Here is a 17,879-nt window from a genome sequence, read left to right on the forward strand (position 1 = left end):
GCGCTGGAAATCCCGGCGCTGAGAGTCCCATCGCCGGCCGCTCTTGGCCCCGTACGGGTCCTCAGGTGAGGTGGCCGGGGAGCCAGCGGGCGGCGAGCAGGTAGCCGCCCAGCACGACGGACGCGGCGGACACCAGCAGGAACAGCAGCACCCAGAAGGTGCCGGGGAGGCGGGTGAGCCGCGCCAGCTGGTCGGCGTCGGAGTCGGGCGCCCGCCCCCGCCGGCGCTTGGTCTGCAACTCCAGAATCGGGCGCACCCCGCCGAACAGCAGGAACCACACCGCCGCGCAGGCGATGGCGGACTGCACGCCGGCCGGAGCCCACCACGACAGCGCGAACACCGCGCCGCCGACGACCAGCAGGGTCAGCGCCCCGAAGAAGTTTCTGATCATGACAAGCATGCAGGCCAGCAGCACGAGCACGGCCCACAGCAGCAGCGTGATGTACCCGGCCGCGACCAGCCAGGAGGAGCCAAGGCCGACCAGGGATGGCGCGACGTAGCCCGCGGCCGCCGTCGCGACCATGCCGGGTCCGGTCGGCCGTCCACGGGTGAGGGTGACGCCGGAGGTGTCCGAATGCAGCCTGATCCCGCGCAGTTTGCGCCGGGTGAGCACGGCGGCGAGGGCGTGGCCGCCCTCGTGCGCGATCGTGATCAGTCCTCGGGAGAAGTGCCACGACGGCCGGTACGCCACCGCGGCGAGGGCGGCGAGGCCGGACAGCGCGACCAGCCACGGTGAGAGCGCGACCTGGGTCGCGGTCAGTTGGTTCCACAGGTCTTTCAGGGGGGTCACCTCCGCGCCGAATCGTACGGCCTGGAACGGGCCGCCGACATGTCGTGCCGCCGGAGATGTGGGGCTACGAAGCCGACTACCTTCTATCTGTGGCTGAGCGGCGTATGCGTGGACTGCGTGGTATGGGTGGGCTGTTGCGGGCGAAGCCCGAGCCCGCTCCCGAACATTCGATGGATCCCCGGGCGGGCGACGAGATCCCGGCCAGGCAGAGCGTCGTCGACAACGCGGTTTACGTCGACGGCGAACGGGTGGACTCTCCCGGGTCCCTGACGGACGCGATCGCGGCCCTGCGGTCCCGGCCCGGGGCGATGGCCTGGATCGGGCTCTACCGGCCGGAGGACTCCGAGCTGGTCAGAGCGGCCGAGGCGTTCGGCCTGCACGAGCTGGCCATCGAGGACGCGATCGTGGCGCACCAGCGGCCGAAGGCCGACCGGTACGGCGGCACGTTGTTCGTGGTGCTCCGGGCCGCGCAGTACCTCGACAAGCCGGAGAAGGTGGAGTTCGGCGAGCTGCACGTCTTCGTCGGGCCCGACTTCGTGCTGACCGTCCGGCACAGCGAGGCCCCCGACCTGTCCAGGGTGCGGCGCCGGATGGAGTCGGATCCCGACCTGCTGCGGCAGGGCCCGCAGGCCGTGCTGTACGCGATCCTCGACGCCGTGGTGGACGGCTACGCGCCCGTCGTCGCCGGCCTGCAGAACGACATCGACGAGATCGAGGTGCAGGTGTTCGGCGGCGACCCGGCCGCCCCCCGCCGCATCTACTCCCTGTCCCGGGAGGTCATCGAGTTCCAGCGGGCCGCCGCCCCGCTCGTGCCCATGCTCGACGGCTTCATCGAGGCGTCGCCCAAGTACGGCGTCGACGAGGAGCTCCAGCGCTACCTGCGGGACGTGGCCGACCACGCGATCACGGTGAACGAACGGGTCTCGGCCTTCCGCCAGATGCTGCAGGACATCCTCATCGTCAACTCCACCCTGGTCAGCCAGCAGCAGAACGAGGAGATGACCAAGCTGACCGGCGCGAGCATCGCGCAGGGCGACGAGGTCAAGAAGATCTCGGCCTGGGCGGCGATCCTGTTCGCCCCCACGCTGGTCGGGACGATCTACGGGATGAACTTCGACCACATGCCGGAGCTGCACTGGGTGCTGGGTTATCCCATGGCCGTACTGCTCATGGGGGCCGTCTGCCTGACGCTCTACTTCGTCTTCAAGCGCCGCGACTGGCTCTGACCCGTTCCGGGTGGGTGCCTTTCCCGAGATGCCGGTTGTTTTGCCAACTATCTAGATATATCGTTGGCGTATCCCGATAGTTGGATGGTGACCGATGCGCGACTATCCGTCCCCCTTGTCGCCCCGCGTACGCCGGGGCGAGGTGAGAACCGCTCTCCTGCTGCTGCTCGTGGAGGAGCCGCGCAACGGCTACCAGTTGATCGAGGAGATAGGCCGCCGCAGCGGCGGCGTCTGGCGCCCCAGCCCCGGCTCGGTCTACCCCGCCCTGCAGCAGATGGAGGACGAGGGACTGGTGACCGGTGAGGAGGGCGGCGGCAGCCGCACGTACCGGCTCACGGAGGAGGGACGACGCCGCGCCGGCGAGCGGGCCGAGCCGTGGGCCGACGTGGCCCGCTGCATCCCGCAGGACCGGGACGAGCTGCGCCTGCTGTGGGGGCAGCTCAACGAGGCGTTCCTCCATCTCTTCCAGGTGGCCGACGACGACCAGGTCGTCCAGGCCAAGCGACTCCTCAAGAAAACGAGACAGGCGATGTTCATGATTCTTTCGGAGGACGGATGAACCCCGCGGTGTCCGTGCGCGGACTGCGGAAGTCGTACGGAGACGTCGAGGCCGTCAAGGGCGTCGACTTCGAGGTGGCCCCGGGGGAGGTGTTCGGCTTTCTCGGGCCGAACGGCGCGGGGAAGACCACCACGATCAGCATGCTGTGCACGCTCGTCACCCCCACGGGCGGCGCCGCGGCCGTCGGCGGCCACGACGTGGTGACCCAGCGCGACGACGTGCGCCGCAACATCGGGCTGGTCTTCCAGGACCCGACACTCGACGGCTACCTCACCGCCGAGCAGAACCTGCGCTTCCACGCTGAGCTGTACGGCGTGCCCAAGACCGTGCTGGCCGACCGGCTCCGGCAGGTCCTGGAGATGGTCGGTCTGTGGGACCGCAAGGAGAGCAGAGTCTCGACGTTCTCCGGCGGCATGAAGCGCCGGCTGGAGATCGCCCGCGGCCTGCTCCACTCGCCCAAGGTGCTGTTCCTCGACGAGCCGACGGTCGGGCTCGACCCGCAGACCCGGGCGGCGATCTGGGGCTACATCACCCGGCTGCGCCACACGGAGGACATCACCATCTTCATGACCACGCACTACATGGACGAGGCCGAGTACTGCGACCGCATCGCGATCATCGATCACGGCGAGATCGTGGTCGTCGACTCGCCCGAGGCGCTCAAGGCCAGCGTCGGGAAGGACCGGGTGCAGATCCAGACCGGCGACGACGAACGGGCGATCGCGGCGCTCCAGGACCGTTTCGGCATCGAGGCGGCCGTCCACGAGGGACAGGTGACGTTCGCCGTGGCCTCCGGCGAGGAGTTCGTCCCCCGGCTGTTCGCCGACCTCGGCATGCCGATCAAGTCGGTCAGCGTGTCGCGGCCCTCGCTCGACGACGTCTTCATGTCCTACACGGGCTCCACCATCCGCGACGCGGAGTCGGGCTCGGCGGGCAACCAGTGGATGCGCGCCATGGCGCGGGGAAGGTGATCCGATGGCCACCGATGTCGTACAGGTGACCGTCCCCAGGTCGACGGGCGGACATCACGTCCGCGCCGTCAAGGTCGTGCTCCACCGCGAGCTGCTCCGGTTCGTCAACGACCGCACCCGCATGGTCACGATGCTCATCCAGCCGGTGCTCTGGCTGTTCGTCATGGGCACCGGTCTCGGCACGCTCGTGCGCGGATCCATCCCCGGGATCGACTTCCGCACGTTCATGTACCCCGGCATGATCTCGATGACGGTCATCACCACGGCCATGTTCTCGGCCGGGTCGATCGTGTGGGACCGCGAGTTCGGGTTCCTGCGCGAGATGCTCGTCGCCCCGGTGAGCCGGGGAGCCATCGTGGTGGGCAAGTGTCTCGGCGGCGCCGTCGTGGCGACCTGCCAGGGCGTCGTCATCCTGGCCCTCGCCGGGCTGGTCGGCGTGCCGTACTCGCCGGTCCTGATCGTCACCCTGCTGGCGGAGATGTTCCTCGCGGCGTTCACCATCACGGCGTTCGGCGTGACGATCGCCGCCCGGATGAAGAACATGCAGTCCTTCTTCGGCATCATGCAGATGGCCATCATGCCGATGATCTTCCTGTCGGGCTCGATGTTCCCGCTCGCCAACCTGCCGTCGTGGCTGCACGTGCTGACCACGATCAACCCGCTCACGTACGCCGTGGACCCCATGCGGCAGGCCGTCTTCGGCTACCTGACCGTGCCCGCCCAGGTCGACGCGATGCTCAACCCCGGCATCAGCTGGTTCGGCAACCGGCTGCCGGTCGCGCTGGAGGTCGGCCTCGTGGCCGTCGTCGGGGCCGTGCTGCTGGGCGTCGCGGTCGCCCAGTTCCGCCGCACCGACTGAGGTCTCCCCGACTGGGCCGTTACCGACTGAGCCGCACCCGGCTGAGGCCCACCGATTGGGCCGCACCGGGGCTGAGGAACGACGACCGGCCCGGGGCGTGGCGCCCCGGGCCGGTCACCGTCAGGCGGTCAGCGCTTGACGCGCACCGAGTCGGCCTTGCTCGACGACCCCTTGGCGTGGCCGTCGCCGTCGAACACGAACTTCCAGCTGCCGGACCTGACCGCCTTGGTCTTGGTCCAGAGCTTGCCGGTGCTGTTGGTCCACGTGGTCTTCACGTACGTCCAGTGGCCGCCGGACCCCTTGAACCACAGCGTGACCCTGCGGTTGCCGTAGCCCTCCCAGCCCGCGTCCCACACCTGGAGCGCGCCGCGGAAGCTCAGGTACTTGCCGTACTTGACCGGTTCCGGGGTCGCGTCGAAGGAGACGAAGCGGGTCGAGTGCCGGGGCCGCGGCCTCGGCGCGACCACGTCCACCTGGTCGGTGTCGCTGACCGACGGGCCGGCGGTGTCGGAACCGGCGAACTCGGCCCGCCACCAGCCCGTGCTCCAGGCACGGACGCCGGTGGAGAACTCACCCCGCCAGTTGGTGTAGTCGTAGCCGACCCGGGTGTAGTGCGAGCCCCCTGCCGGTTTGAACTCGATGTACACCTTCTGGTCGGGGAGCCCACGCCGGCCGTGGAGACCGTCGGCGAGCAGCCGCCCGGACAGCGACAGCGTCTCGCCGCGCCGGACCGGCTCGGGGGAGGCGCCGAAGCCGGCGATGCCGGTGTCCCAGACCTGCCGCACCGTGAAGGTCCGCGACTCCTCCTTGACGGCGGAGCCGTTCACGGCCTTGATCCGCAGGGTCCACTCGCCCGCGGGCGCGCTCCTGCCGAACTTCTCCGTCGCCGTCCACCGGGTGCTCTCGGGGATGCCGACCTGGGGCGGCGCCAGCGTGAGCGGCTTCGCGGACCCGCCGCTGGGGGCGATCGAGGCGGAGACCTGGGCGGGGTTGGTGGTGACGAACGCGAAGGTCGCGGTGGTCCCGGCCCAGCCGGTCACGACCACGGGGCTGGGACTCACGTCGATGTGGGAGATCGACGGCGCCGTGTCCGCGTGCGCCGCGGGTCCGGCGACCAGCGTCGCCGTCCCCACGACGGCCGCGAGCACGGCTGTGGTGATGCGTTTCAACATCTCGGGTGAACCTCCCGTTGGTTGAACGCGGCATGAGGGTGCCACGTCGTTTCTCCTCAGTAGACGGGCGATTGACGGCGAAAGTTGTAGCAAGTCCCCATAGGACACCTATCTGGAGCGAAAGGGATAGGTTCGGAGGGTCCCGGGAAGAGAGGCCGAACGGAGATGACGCTCCGCCGGACGGAGCGTGCATCCTGCGACATAATCGGCCGTGTGGTGCGGGACGCTGTGGAGACGCATTTCGCCGAGGTGGTCGGTGCGCTGACGCCCGGACCTCCGACGGATCCGGGGCAGCCCGTGCGTCCGGGCACGACGCTCACCGGCGCGCGCTGCCGGGAGCTCTTCGCGGTCCAGCTCGGCAGTCGCCTCCTCGATGTCGCGGCCCGCCACATGCGTACGCAGGACGAGGGCTTCTACACGATCGGATCGTCGGGCCACGAGGGCAACGCGGCGGTCGCCGCGGCCCTCCGGGTGACCGACCCGGCGCTGCTGCACTACCGGTCAGGGGCGTTCTACCTGGCGCGGTCGGCCCAGGCGGGCCGGCTGGCCGAGGAGGGCCTGCGCGACGTGCTGCTGGGCCTGGCCGCCGCGGCGGAGGAGCCGATCGCGGGCGGCCGGCACAAGGTCTTCGGCAACCGCGACCTCGCCGTCATCCCGCAGACCTCGACGATCGCGAGCCACCTGCCCCGGGCGGTCGGCGTGGGCTTCGCCGTCGAACGCGCCAGGGTCCTCGGCGTCCCCTCGCCCTGGCCGCGGGACGCGGTCGCCGTGTGCAGCTTCGGCGACGCCTCGATGAACCACGCCACGGCGTTGAGCGGCCTGAACACCGCGGCCTTCGGCCGGTTCCGCGGGCTGGCGGTGCCGGTCCTCTTCGTGTGCGAGGACAACGGCATCGGGATCAGCGTCCGGACGCCGCCCGACTGGATCGAGCAGGCCCGCCACCCGCTGCTGGCGTACTTCCAGGCGGACGGCTGCGACCTCGCCGAGGCGTACGACGTGGCCAGGAAGGCCGCCGACCACGTCAGGACCACCCGGGCGCCCGCCTTCCTGCACCTGCGCACCGTGCGGCTGATGGGTCACGCCGGCTCCGACGTGGAGATCGCCTACCGCACCCGCAGGGAGATCGCGTCCGACCTCGACCGCGACCCCCTCGTCCGGACCGCCCGGCTGCTGGTCGAGGCGGGGCTCGCCCAGCCGGAGGAACTGCTGTCGCGCTACGAGGCGGAGCGCGATCACGTGCTCAAGCTCGCGATGGAGTGCGCCCGGCGGCCGCGTCTCGCGTCGGCCGAGGAGGTCATGGCGCCGATCGCGCCACGCCGCCCGGACCGGGTCGCGGCCGACGTGGCCCGCGTCGCCCCGATGGAGGTGCGGGAACGGGCTTTCGGCACGCTCCCCGAACTGGAGGGCAAGCTCACCCTGGCCCAGGCGGTCAACCGCACCCTGGCCGACGCGATGGCGCTCGACCCCGGCGTCGTGGTGTTCGGCGAGGACGTGGCCCGCAAGGGCGGCGTGTACGGCGTCACCCGTGGGCTGCTCCGGAGGTTCGGCGCCGAGCGCGTCTTCGACACGCTGCTGGACGAGCAGGCGGTGCTGGGGCTGGCGCTGGGCGCGGGGGTCTCCGGGATGGTCCCGGTGCCCGAGGTGCAGTATCTCGCCTATCTCCACAACGCCCTCGACCAGATCCGGGGCGAGGCGTCGACGCTGGGGTTCTTCTCCCAGGGCGTGTTCAGCAATCCGCTGGTCCTGCGAGTCGCGTCGTACGCCTACCAGAAGGGCTTCGGCGGGCATTTCCACAACGACAACTCGATCGCCGCGCTGAAGGACATCCCCGGCGTCGTGCTCGCCTCGCCCGCCCGCCCCGACGACGCCGCCGCGATGCTCCGCACCTGCCTGTCCGCCGCCCGGGTCGACGGCAGCGTCTGCGTGTTCCTGGAACCCATCGCCCTCTACCACACCCGCGACCTGTTCGACGAGGGCGACGGCGGGTGGCTCGCGCCGTACGCGCCGCCGGCCCGCTGGGGGGAGACGCACGTGCCGATCGGGCGGGCCCGGTCGTACGGCGAGGGGCGCGACCTCACGATCGTGACCTTCGGCAACGGCCTGCGGATGAGCCTGCGGGCGGCGGTCCGCCTCACCGCCGAGGAGGTGGGCTGCCGGGTGCTCGACCTGCGGTGGCTGTCGCCCCTGCCGGTCGACGACCTGATGCGCGCGGCGGAGCTCACCGGGCGGGTGCTCGTCGCCGACGAGACCCGGCGCGGGGGCGGGGTGTCGGAGAGCGTGATGGCGGCCCTGATCGACAACGGGTTCACCGGCCCCATCGCGCGGGTCACCTCGCGGGACAGCTTCATCCCGCTCGGGCCGGCCGCCGACACCGTGCTGCTGTCGGAGGCCGACATCGAGCGGGCCGCCCGCGCGATGCTCGCCTGATCCGTCGGCCGCCTGATCCCTCCCCGGCGCGCCGGCGTCCGCGCGGCGTGGGGTTCCGACGGAAGTTAGCGATCGTTCACAACGCGGCGAGAGCCGCCCGTGCCATGCCGTGCAGGATCGCTGCCATCGCGTCGGGCGGTAGCTCGCCGGCGCTGCGCGGGGTGGAGTTCAGCAGCCCGAAGACGGCGTGGGTGGCCGCGCGCAGTCGTGCCGGCGGGCACGCGGGACGGAGTTCGGTCAGCACGGTGACCCACTCTTCGACATAGAGCCGCTGGAGCCGCCTGATCGCCCGGCGGGCCGTCTCGGGCACGTTGTCGAGCTCCCGCTCGTGCACCCGGATGAGCGACGGATGGGCGAGCGCGAACTCGACATGTCCCCTGATCAGCGCGTCGAGGATGGCCTCCGCGGTGCCCGGGTCGGCGGTCGTGGCCAGGCGGGCGCCCTGGTCGCGCAGCCGCCCGCTGATGTCGAGCAGCATCTCGGCCAGCAGCGCCTCCTTGCCGCTGAAGTGCCGGTAGAGCGCGGGCCCGGACACCCCGACGGCGGACCCGATGTCCTCGATGGACACCCCGTGGAAGCCGCGCGCGGCGAACAGACCGGCCGCCGCGTCGAGGATCTCGGCCCGCCGGTTGCGGGTAGGTGTCGTGGTCACGACACCATGCTAGACGAGCCGAGTTAGCGGTGATTAACATCCAGGATATGAGACAGAGCACGTGGCCGGTGCTGGAGAGCCGGCTCGACCCGGGCGCGGAACCGTACAAGCGGAACGCCGAGGCGAACGAGCGCCTGGTGGCCGAGCTGCGCGAGCGCCTGGCGGTCGCGGCGCGCGGCGGCCCCGAGCGGTCGCGGGAGCGGCACGTCGCGCGCGGCAAGCTGCTGCCCCGCGACCGGGTCGACACGCTCCTCGATCCGGGCTCCCGGTTCCTCGAGCTGTCGCCCCTGGCCGCGACCGGCATGTACGGCGGCGACGCACCGGCCGCCGGGATCATCACCGGGGTCGGCCGCGTCTCGGGCCGGGAGTGCGTGGTCGTGGCCAACGACGCGACGGTCAAGGGCGGCACCTACTACCCGGTCACGGTCAAGAAGCACCTGCGCGCCCAGGAGGTGGCGCTCGACAACCACCTGCCGTGTCTCTACCTGGTCGACTCGGGCGGCGCGTTCCTGCCCCGGCAGGACGAGGTCTTCCCCGACCGGGAGCACTTCGGGCGGATCTTCTACAACCAGGCCACCATGTCGGCCCGCGGCATCCCGCAGATCGCCGCCGTGCTCGGGTCGTGCACGGCCGGAGGGGCGTACGTCCCGGCGATGAGCGACGAGGCGGTGATCGTGCGGAACCAGGGCACGATCTTCCTGGGCGGGCCGCCGCTGGTGAAGGCCGCGACCGGGGAGACCGTCACCGCCGAGGAACTGGGCGGCGGCGAGGTGCACGCGCGGGTCAGCGGCGTCACCGACCACCTCGCCGAGGACGACGCGCACGCCCTGAAGATCGTGCGGGACATCGTCGCGACGCTGGCCCCCCGCCCGCCGCGGCCCTGGGAGGTCGCGCCGCCGGAGCCGCCCCTCTTCGACCCCCGGGACCTGTACGGGATCGTGCCGCCCGACACCCGCACCCCCTACGACGTCCGGGAGGTCGTCGCGCGGATCGTGGACGGCAGCCGGCTGCTGGAGTTCAAGGCCGAGTACGGCACGACGCTCGTGACCGGCTTCGCCCGCGTCCACGGGCACCCGGTGGGGATCGTCGCCAACAACGGCATCCTGTTCGCGGAGTCGGCCCTGAAGGGGGCCCACTTCGTCGAGCTCTGCGACCGGCGCGGCATCCCCCTGGTATTCCTGCAGAACATCAGCGGCTTCATGGTCGGCAAGGCGTACGAGGCGGGGGGCATCGCCAAGCACGGCGCGAAGATGGTGACCGCGGTGGCCTGCGCCCGGGTGCCCAAGCTCACCGTGATCGTCGGCGGGTCGTTCGGCGCCGGCAACTACGCCATGGCCGGCCGGGCCTACTCGCCCCGCTTCCTGTGGATGTGGCCGAACGCCCGCATCTCCGTCATGGGCGGCGAGCAGGCCGCCACGGTGCTGTCCACGGTCGGCGACGTGGATCCGGAGGAGATCCGGGCGCAGTACGAGACCCAGGGAAACCCGTACTACTCGACCGCCCGCCTCTGGGACGACGGGGTGATCGATCCGGCCGACACCCGCACCGTCCTCGGCCTCGCACTCGGGGCCGCGGCGAACCGCCCCCTCGAACCCGTCGGCTACGGCGTATTCCGGATGTGAGGCACTGCCAATGACCTGTTCACCGGCTCCTCGCCCGCTCCGCGGGCGGACCGCTCCGCGCCGGGTCGGCCCGTGATGTTCACGAGCGTACTGATCGCGAACCGGGGCGAGATCGCCGTCCGGATCATCCGCACGCTGCGCGCCATGGGCGTCCGGGCGGTCGCCGTCCACGCCGACGCCGACCGCGACGCCCGGCACGTCCGCGAGGCCGACATCGCCGTACGGCTCCCGCACGGCTACCTCGACGCCGGCGGCCTGATCGACGCCGCCCTGCGGTCGGGGGCGCAGGCCGTCCACCCCGGCTACGGGTTCCTGGCGGAGAACGCGGAGTTCGCCCGCCGGTGCGCGGAGGCGGGGCTGGTGTTCGTCGGCCCGCCGCCCGCCGCCATCGAGGCGATGGGCGACAAGATCCGGGCCAAGGAGACGGTCGCCGCGGCCGGGGTGCCCGTGGTGCCCGGCGGGGCCGAGCCACACGACGATCTCGCCGAGGTGGCCGCCCGCGTCGGCTTCCCCGTGCTGATCAAGCCGTCGGCGGGCGGGGGCGGCAAGGGCATGGTCCCGGTCCGCTCGGCCGACGGCCTGCCCGCGGCCGTCGAGTCGGCCCGCCGTACGGCCCTGGCGGCCTTCGGGGACGGCACCCTGCTGCTGGAGCGGCTGATCGACCGGCCGCGGCACATCGAGATCCAGGTCCTGGCCGACGGCCACGGCACCGTCGTCCACCTGGGCGAGCGCGAGTGCAGCCTGCAGCGGCGCCACCAGAAGATCGTCGAGGAGGCGCCCTCGCCGCTGCTCGGCGCGGAGGAGCGGCGCCGGATGGGCGAGGCGGCGGTGGAGGCGGCCCGGTCGGTGGGCTACGTCGGCGCGGGGACCGTCGAGTTCATCGTCCCCGGCACGGGCGGGCCGTTCGCGTTCTACTTCATGGAGATGAACACCCGGCTCCAGGTGGAGCACCCGGTTACCGAGATGGTGACCGGCCTCGACCTGGTCGAGCTGCAGCTGCGGGTCGCCGCGGGGGAGGCCCTGCCGTTCGGGCCGGACGAGGTGCGGCTGACCGGCCACGCCGTCGAGGCCCGCGTCTACGCCGAGGACCCGGCCCGCGGCTTCCTCCCCACGGGTGGACGGGTCCTGGCGCTGCGCGAGCCCAGGGCCGGGCTGGACGTCCGGGTCGACTCCGGGCTGGCGGAGGGACTCGTGGTGGGCAGCGACTTCGACCCGATGCTGGCCAAGGTCGCCGCCTGGGGGCCGGACCGGGCCGCCGCGCTCGCCGGTCTCGACCGGGCGCTCGCGGCGACCGCGGTGCTCGGCGTGACGACCAACACCGGCTTCCTGCGCGCGCTGCTCGCCGACCCCGACGTGGCGGCGGGCCGGCTCGACACCGGGCTGGTCGAGCGGTTCGCCGCCGGTCTCGCGGGCGACTCCCCACCCGACGACGTGCTCGCCGCCGCCGCGCTGGTCTTCCACGCCGAGGCGGGTGGCATTGGTGGTGGCGCCGGCGGCGCGGGCGACCCGTGGGACGTCGCGGACGGCTGGCGGATCGGCGAGCGGGCCTGGACGGTCTACCGCCTGGGTGTGCCGGTCCGGGTGCGGGGGACGGCCGCGGACGCCGAGGAAGTGGAGGTCGACGGGCGCGGGCTCGGCCCGGCCCGGCTCGTCATGGACGGCGACGAGGTGTCCGTCACCATCGGCGGCCTCACCCGCCGCTACGCCGTCGCCAGGGACCGCGAGACCGTGTGGCTGGGGGAGGGCGGCCGGGCCTGGGCGGTCACCCGCCACGACCCGGGTGACCCCGGCGACCCGGAGAGCGCCGGCCACGCCGCCGACGGCGTCGTCCGCAGCCCCATGCCGGGCACGGTGCTGGTGGTGAAGGCGGCGCGGGGCGACCGGGTGGCGAAGGGCCAGCCGCTGATCGTCGTGGAGGCGATGAAGATGGAGCACACGCTGACCGCCCCCCTCGACGGGGTGCTCGCCGAGCTGCGGGCCAGGACCGGCCAGGCGGTCGAGCTGGACGCCGTGCTGGCGGTGGTGACGCCGTGAAGGTGACGATCTACGAGGTGGGGCCGCGCGACGGCCTGCAGAACGAGGCGGCCATCCTGCCCGTCGAGGTGAAGGCCGAGTTCGTCCGGCGCCTGGCCGAGGCCGGGCTGACGGTCATCGAGGCCACCAGCTTCGTCCACCCCAAGTGGGTGCCCCAGCTAGCGGACGCCGCCGAGCTGCTGGCGGGCCTGTCCCCGGCGCCAGGCGTGCGTTATCCCGTGCTCGTGCCCAACGAGCGGGGGCTCGACCGAGCCCTGGAGTGCGCGCTCGGCACCGGAGGCGTCACGGACATCGCGATCTTCGGCAGCGCGACCGAGTCGTTCGCCCGGCGCAACCTCAACCGCACGGTCGAGTCGCAGTTCGACATGTTCGCCCCGGTCGTCGAGCGGGCGCTCGCCAACGGCCTGCGGGTCAGGGCGTACGTCTCGATGTGCTTCGCCGATCCGTGGGAGGGGCCGGTCGCGCCCGAGCGGGTGGTGGAGGTGGGCCGGCGGCTGCTCGGCCTCGGGTGCGCCGAGCTGTCGCTCGGCGACACCATCGGCGTCGGCACGCCGGGCCACGTCGAGGCGCTGCTCGACGCCTTCGAGGCGGGCGGCGTCGGCCTCGACCGGCTCGCCGTCCACTTCCACGACACCTACGGCCAGGCACTCGCCAACACCCTCACCGCCCTGCGCCGGGGCATAACGGTCGTGGACGCCTCGACCGGCGGCATCGGCGGCTGCCCGTACGCGAAGAGCGCGACGGGCAACCTCGCGACCGAGGACCTGGTGTGGATGCTCGACGGTCTCGGGATCGAGACGGGCGTCGACGTCAGGTCGCTGGCCGCCACCAGCCTGTGGCTGGCCGACCTGCTCGGCCGCCCCAGCCCGTCCCGCGTCGTCCAGGCCCTCGCGAAGGAGATCTAGATGCTTTCCGACGAGCACGCGGAACTGCGCAAGACGATCGAGGAGTTCGCCCGCTCCGAGGTGGCCCCCGTCATAGGTGACTACTACGAGCGCTGCGCGTTCCCGTACGAGATCATCCGGAAGATGGGCGCGATGGGCCTGTTCGGTCTGCCGGTCCCCGAGGAGTACGGAGGGATGGGCGGCGACTACTTCGCGCTCTGCCTCGCGCTGGAGGAGCTGGCCAGGGTCGACTCCTCCGTGGCCATCACGCTGGAGGCCGCGGTCTCGCTGGGGGAGATGCCGATCCTGCGGTTCGGCAGCCCCGAACAGAAGGAGCGGTGGCTGCCGCGGATGGCCGCGGGCGAGGTGCTGGGGGCCTTCGGCCTCACCGAGCCGGGCGGGGGCTCCGACGTCCCCGGCGGCATGCGGACGACGGCCGTGCTCGACGGCGGGGAGTGGGTCGTCGACGGCACCAAGGCGTTCATCACCAACGCGGGCACCGACATCACCGGCGTCGTCGCGGTCGCCGCGATCACCGGGCGCCGGGGCGAGAAGCCGGAGATCTCCACGATCCTGGTGCCGTCCGGGACGCCCGGTTTCACCGTCTCGAAGAAATACTCCAAGGTCGGCTGGTCGGCGTCCGACACCCGCGAGCTGTCGTTCGACGGCTGCCGGGTGCCCGAGGCGAACCTGCTCGGTGAGCGCGGCCGGGGCTACGCGCAGTTCCTCCAGACGCTCGACGAGGGCCGGGTCGCCATCGCCGCGCTGTCGGTCGGCCTCGCGCAGGGCTGCGTGGACGAGTCCGTCAGGTACGCCGGGGAGCGCCGGGCCTTCGGCCGGGAGATCGGCCGCTACCAGGCCATCCAGTTCAAGATCGCGGATATGGAGGCGCGGGTCCACACGGCCAGGCTCGCCTACTACCACGCGGCCGAGCGGATGCTCGCCGGCCTGCCGTTCAAGAAGGAGGCCGCGATCGCCAAGCTCGTCTCCTCGAACGCGGCGATGGACAACGCCCGCGACGCGACGCAGATCTTCGGCGGGTACGGCTTCATGAACGAGTTTCCCGTGGGCCGCTTCTACCGGGACGCCAAGATCCTGGAGATCGGCGAGGGCACCAGTGAGGTGCAGCGCATGCTGATCGCCCGAGAGCTCGGCATGGGCGCTTAACCTGGTGTTATCGAGGAATACACGTGGGCCCGAGGCCAAAGACCTCGGCCCGGCGTCAGGGAAGATCTGGCAGGCCCGCGTCAGCCACTATCACTGACGCGGGCCGATACCCACCGTAGGTCCCGGAGCCGAAGCTAGCGGATGGTGACCTTCGCCGTTGCCGGGTCGCTCGGGAGGGCGGTCCGGGTACGGCCGAGGACACCTGCGCTGAGCACGAGCCACAGCAGGTCCCAGCCCCCGATGGTCCAGAGCGCCAGCGGCGCCGGCGGGCCGCCAGAGCCGATCATCACTGGGATCAGCACGAGGATGGTGTAAAGGCCGAGCGTGAGCGGCAGGAACCGGGACGACCCGGCCCAGACTCCCGCGCGGATGACGGCCACGCCGGCGGTTATGAGGCCTGCCCCGGTCAGGATCGGGGAGACGCTGAACAGCGCGTCGCCGAGGTCCGGGTTGCTCGGCCAGATCACTTCGGCCGCGGCGATGATGAGCTGGCCCCCGATCGCGGCGGCTAGGCCCGTGCGGGCTACCCGGCTGCGCCCACCAGCGTCCGAGAACGCGAGGGCGGCAACGGCCAAAAGCTCTCCGATGTGGATGATCGCCCGGATCAGCCAGCCCGACGACGGCTCCCAGCCGGCGATGGCCGAGCCGACGACGTACACGATGGCGAACCCGGTGATCAGAAGGGCGGCGACGGCGCTCACCCGGGACTTGTCCATACAGAGCTCCTCACAGCGGTCAACGGACTGTGAACACCGTGACGCACAGGGGAGGTCCCGGGCAGCCGTGCCGGCACCTGTCGCTCAACAGGTGCCAGCACGCTTGTGACCGACGCTTTCACGCTGCGACCATCGCGGGGTGGCTCGGTTCGGGATGCGCGCGCTGCCAGCGGCACTGCTGGTGCTCGCCGTCCTTGGCGCCGTCGCCTCGGTGCCGTTGTCGCTCGGGCGGGAGCCGCTGTACGACACCATCCTCTACCCGGTCAACGGGGTAGCCCTCACCCTGGCCGGTGCGCTGATCGCCTCGTACCAGTGGAGGAACCCGCTCGGCTGGCTGCTGGTCGCCATGGGCGTCGAGGCGGCCTGGGTCGAGTTCGCCGAAGGATACGGCTACCACCCTGGATGGCCGGCGGTCGACTCGATCGAGTGGGTCGGCAACTGGGCCAACATGCTCGGCATCGGGGCGACCGCGCTCGTGCTCACCCTGTTCCCGACCGGCCGGGGGCTCAGCCCAGGTCGGCGGGTGCTCGTGTGGGCGGGGGCCGTGTCGACCGGGCTCCTGGCGTTCGGAGCGGCATTCGGGCACGCCTCCGACCCGGTCTTTCGCTCCGGACGCAACCCGTACGCGCTTGACGGTCTGGAGCCGGTGTACCTCGTCGGTCAGGTGCTGTTCTCGGCATCGCTCGTGATGGCAATCGTCGTACTAGTCGTCCGGTTCGTCCGGTCGCGCGGGATCGAGCGGCAGCAACTGAAGTGGGTGGCCTACGTGGTCGCCCTGCTGGCGGTCGCCGGTCCGCTCGCCATCTTCTTCTACAACGACAGCGTTCTGGTCCAGATCGCGATCGCGGTGGTCGTCACCGGCCTGCCGGCTGCGATCTGCGTCGCGATCCTGCGCTACCGGCTCTACGACATCGACATCATCATCAACCGGACGCTGGTCTACGGTCTGCTCACCGTGTTACTCGCCGCCACCTACCTCGGCACGGCCTTCGTCCTCGGGGCGCTGATCGGCCAACGCGGGTCGCCGTGGGTGACGGCCGGGGCGACCCTCGCCGCGGCTACCGCATTCCGGCCGCTCCGGTCGCGGATCCAGCGCGCCGTGGACCGGCGGTTCCGGCCGGCCCGGTACGAGGCGTTCGCCCGCGTCGACGCCTTTCTCGCCGACCTCCGGGCCGGCCAGGCCGACCCGGAGGCGCTCGAAGCACTGCTCCGGGCGGTCACCGAGCGGCCGGACCTTCAGCTCCGGTACGTCCTGCCGAACGAACCCGTACCGGTCCAGCAGACCGACGACGGGCGCGTCACCCGGATCGTCGAGCGAGCCGGCACCCCCCTGGCCGTCCTCACCTACATCGACACCACGCCGGACACGGTCCAGCTGCTGGTGGAGGTCGTCGAACGGGCCGGCCTGGCGGTCGAGATCGGACGGTTGCGGGCCGAGCTCCACCGCCGGCTCCTGGAGGTCGAAGCGTCCAGGGCCCGCATCGTCGCCGCCGCCTACGAGGAGCGCCGGCGCCTGGAACGGGACCTGCACGACGGGGCCCAGCAGCGGCTGGTCAGCGTCGGCCTGGCGCTACGCCACACCCAGTTCGCGCTCAGCGACTCGGCGGCGGCCCGGGCCATCGACGGCGCCGTCGAGGAGCTGACGGTCGCCATCGCCGAGCTTCGGGTGCTGGCGCAGGGCGTACGTCCGGCCTACCTCGACGACGGGCTCGACGTAGCCCTTCGCGAGCTGGCCAGCCGGACCCCGCTGCCCGTCACCGTCCACATTGGACCCGACCGCTTCCCAACCGACATCGAGTCCACCGCGTACTTCGTCGCCTGCGAAGCGTTGACCAACGCGGTGAAGCACTCGGGCGCGACCTACATCGAGATACAAACCCGGATCCTCGATGACCGGCTCGTCCTGATTGTCCGCGACAACGGTATCGGCGGCGCCCAACCAGCCCGCGGAACCGGTCTGCGTGGACTCTCCGATCGGGTCTCGGCCCAGGGCGGTCGTCTCCACGTCGAAAGCCGGCCCGGCGCGGGCACCACCCTCACCGCGGAGCTGCCATGCGGATCGTGATCGCCGAGGACCAAGTGCTACTGCGCGAAGGACTGGTCCGGCTATTCACCGACCGCGGCCACGACATCGTCGCCGCCGTCGGAGACGCCGAGGCGCTGCGATCGTCGGTCGATCAGCACCGGCCCGACCTGGCCCTCGTCGACATCCGCATGCCGCCGACCTTCACCGATGAAGGCACGCGGGCCGCTCGTATCATCAAGGACACCTACCCGAACCTGGGCGTGCTCGTGCTGTCGCAACACATCGACACCAAGCACGCCATCACCCTGGTCAGTCGGCCCGGGTTCGGATACCTCCTCAAGGACCGCGTCCTCAACGTGGAAGACTTCCTCGCCGCGGCCCAACGGGTCGCCGGCGGCGGCTCCGCGCTCGACCCCCAGGTGGTCGGAGCCCTGATGGCGGTCCGCCGTGACGACCCCCTCGCCGCGCTCTCCGAGCGTGAACGTGACGTCCTCGCGTTGATGGCCGAGGGCCTCAACAATCCCGCGATCGCCCGACGCCTGGTCGTCAGTGAACGCACCGTCGAGGGCCACGTCAGGCATCTCCTGCTCAAGCTCGACCTGGCCGAGTCCAGCGACGGCAACCGCCGGGTGCTCGCCGTCCTGACCTACCTCCGGCGAAACGACGGCGACGCAGGGTAGGTGGATTCCCTCGGATGCGGCGGCGAGGCAGTCGCACACACGGGCACAGCGAGTGCAAGAGAGCCGCGGGTGAGTTGCCTGGACGGGAGGAGGC

The 17,879-nt window shown here is 71.6% G+C and carries 15 protein-coding genes; 11 read left to right on the forward strand and 4 right to left on the reverse strand.

Annotation, left to right across the window (positions count from 1 at the left end):
* Window positions 1-61 precede the first annotated feature (61 nt).
* The gene (locus tag JOL79_RS18170) at window positions 62-781 is read right to left on the reverse strand and encodes a M50 family metallopeptidase (RefSeq protein WP_210157155.1); all 720 of its coding nucleotides are present in this window, start codon (window positions 779-781) and stop codon (window positions 62-64) included.
* 98 nt (window positions 782-879) lie between these two features.
* Between JOL79_RS18170 and JOL79_RS18175 the strand changes: the two genes are divergently transcribed.
* The 4 genes from JOL79_RS18175 (at window position 880) to JOL79_RS18190 (ending at window position 4,405) form a co-directional block, all read left to right on the forward strand.
* A complete protein-coding gene (locus tag JOL79_RS18175) occupies window positions 880-2,016 on the forward strand; it encodes a magnesium and cobalt transport protein CorA (RefSeq protein WP_307848592.1) in 1,137 nt (378 codons plus the stop codon).
* 142 nt (window positions 2,017-2,158) lie between these two features.
* Window positions 2,159-2,575 (forward strand): PadR family transcriptional regulator, encoded by a 417-nt coding sequence (locus JOL79_RS18180; protein WP_210157023.1) that lies wholly within the window; start codon window positions 2,159-2,161, stop codon window positions 2,573-2,575.
* The gene (locus JOL79_RS18185; RefSeq protein ID WP_210157024.1) at window positions 2,572-3,546 is read left to right on the forward strand and encodes an ABC transporter ATP-binding protein; all 975 of its coding nucleotides are present in this window, start codon (window positions 2,572-2,574) and stop codon (window positions 3,544-3,546) included. Before JOL79_RS18180 ends, JOL79_RS18185 begins: the two co-directional genes overlap by 4 nt.
* A gap of 4 nt (window positions 3,547-3,550) precedes the next feature.
* Window positions 3,551-4,405: an ABC transporter permease gene (locus JOL79_RS18190; RefSeq protein ID WP_210157025.1), complete on the forward strand. Its 855-nt coding sequence runs from the start codon at window positions 3,551-3,553 to the stop codon at window positions 4,403-4,405.
* A 128-nt stretch (window positions 4,406-4,533) separates the two neighbouring features.
* On the opposite strand, the gene JOL79_RS18195 is transcribed toward JOL79_RS18190, so the two are convergent.
* Window positions 4,534-5,577: a hypothetical protein gene (locus JOL79_RS18195; protein WP_210157026.1), complete on the reverse strand. Its 1,044-nt coding sequence runs from the start codon at window positions 5,575-5,577 to the stop codon at window positions 4,534-4,536.
* 213 nt (window positions 5,578-5,790) lie between these two features.
* Here JOL79_RS18195 and JOL79_RS18200 point away from each other — a divergent pair, with 213 nt between their 5' ends.
* The gene (locus tag JOL79_RS18200) at window positions 5,791-8,004 is read left to right on the forward strand and encodes a thiamine pyrophosphate-dependent enzyme (RefSeq protein WP_210157027.1); all 2,214 of its coding nucleotides are present in this window, start codon (window positions 5,791-5,793) and stop codon (window positions 8,002-8,004) included.
* 76 nt (window positions 8,005-8,080) lie between these two features.
* On the opposite strand, the gene JOL79_RS18205 is transcribed toward JOL79_RS18200, so the two are convergent.
* A complete protein-coding gene (locus JOL79_RS18205; RefSeq protein WP_210157028.1) occupies window positions 8,081-8,656 on the reverse strand; it encodes a TetR/AcrR family transcriptional regulator in 576 nt (191 codons plus the stop codon).
* A 47-nt stretch (window positions 8,657-8,703) separates the two neighbouring features.
* On the opposite strand from JOL79_RS18205, the gene JOL79_RS18210 reads away from it, so the two are divergent.
* From JOL79_RS18210 to JOL79_RS18225, 4 genes are all read left to right on the forward strand, one after another.
* Window positions 8,704-10,278, forward strand: a complete 1,575-nt coding sequence (locus JOL79_RS18210) for a carboxyl transferase domain-containing protein (RefSeq protein ID WP_210157029.1) — start codon at window positions 8,704-8,706, stop codon at window positions 10,276-10,278.
* Between the two features lie 75 nt (window positions 10,279-10,353).
* On the forward strand, window positions 10,354-12,312 hold the full coding sequence (locus JOL79_RS18215; RefSeq protein ID WP_210157030.1) for an acetyl/propionyl/methylcrotonyl-CoA carboxylase subunit alpha: 1,959 nt from the start codon (window positions 10,354-10,356) through the stop codon (window positions 12,310-12,312).
* Window positions 12,309-13,217 carry a hydroxymethylglutaryl-CoA lyase gene (locus JOL79_RS18220; RefSeq protein WP_210157031.1) on the forward strand — a complete coding sequence of 303 codons (909 nt, stop codon included), beginning with the start codon at window positions 12,309-12,311 and terminating at the stop codon, window positions 13,215-13,217. The genes JOL79_RS18215 and JOL79_RS18220 overlap by 4 nt, the downstream gene beginning before the upstream one ends.
* Window positions 13,218-14,363 carry an acyl-CoA dehydrogenase family protein gene (locus JOL79_RS18225; RefSeq protein WP_210157032.1) on the forward strand — a complete coding sequence of 382 codons (1,146 nt, stop codon included), beginning with the start codon at window positions 13,218-13,220 and terminating at the stop codon, window positions 14,361-14,363.
* Between the two features lie 134 nt (window positions 14,364-14,497).
* Here JOL79_RS18225 and JOL79_RS18230 read toward each other — a convergent pair whose 3' ends face one another.
* Entirely contained in the window at window positions 14,498-15,079 is a 582-nt protein-coding gene (locus JOL79_RS18230; protein ID WP_210157033.1) for a hypothetical protein, read from the reverse strand.
* Between the two features lie 139 nt (window positions 15,080-15,218).
* On the opposite strand from JOL79_RS18230, the gene JOL79_RS18235 reads away from it, so the two are divergent.
* On the forward strand, window positions 15,219-17,144 hold the full coding sequence (locus JOL79_RS18235; protein WP_210157034.1) for an ATP-binding protein: 1,926 nt from the start codon (window positions 15,219-15,221) through the stop codon (window positions 17,142-17,144).
* A complete protein-coding gene (locus tag JOL79_RS18240) occupies window positions 17,132-17,785 on the forward strand; it encodes a response regulator (protein ID WP_210157035.1) in 654 nt (217 codons plus the stop codon). Before JOL79_RS18235 ends, JOL79_RS18240 begins: the two co-directional genes overlap by 13 nt.
* Window positions 17,786-17,879 lie beyond the last annotated feature (94 nt).

It is taken from the genome of Microbispora oryzae (assembly GCF_017896165.1).
Lineage (GTDB): Bacteria > Actinomycetota > Actinomycetes > Streptosporangiales > Streptosporangiaceae > Microbispora > Microbispora oryzae.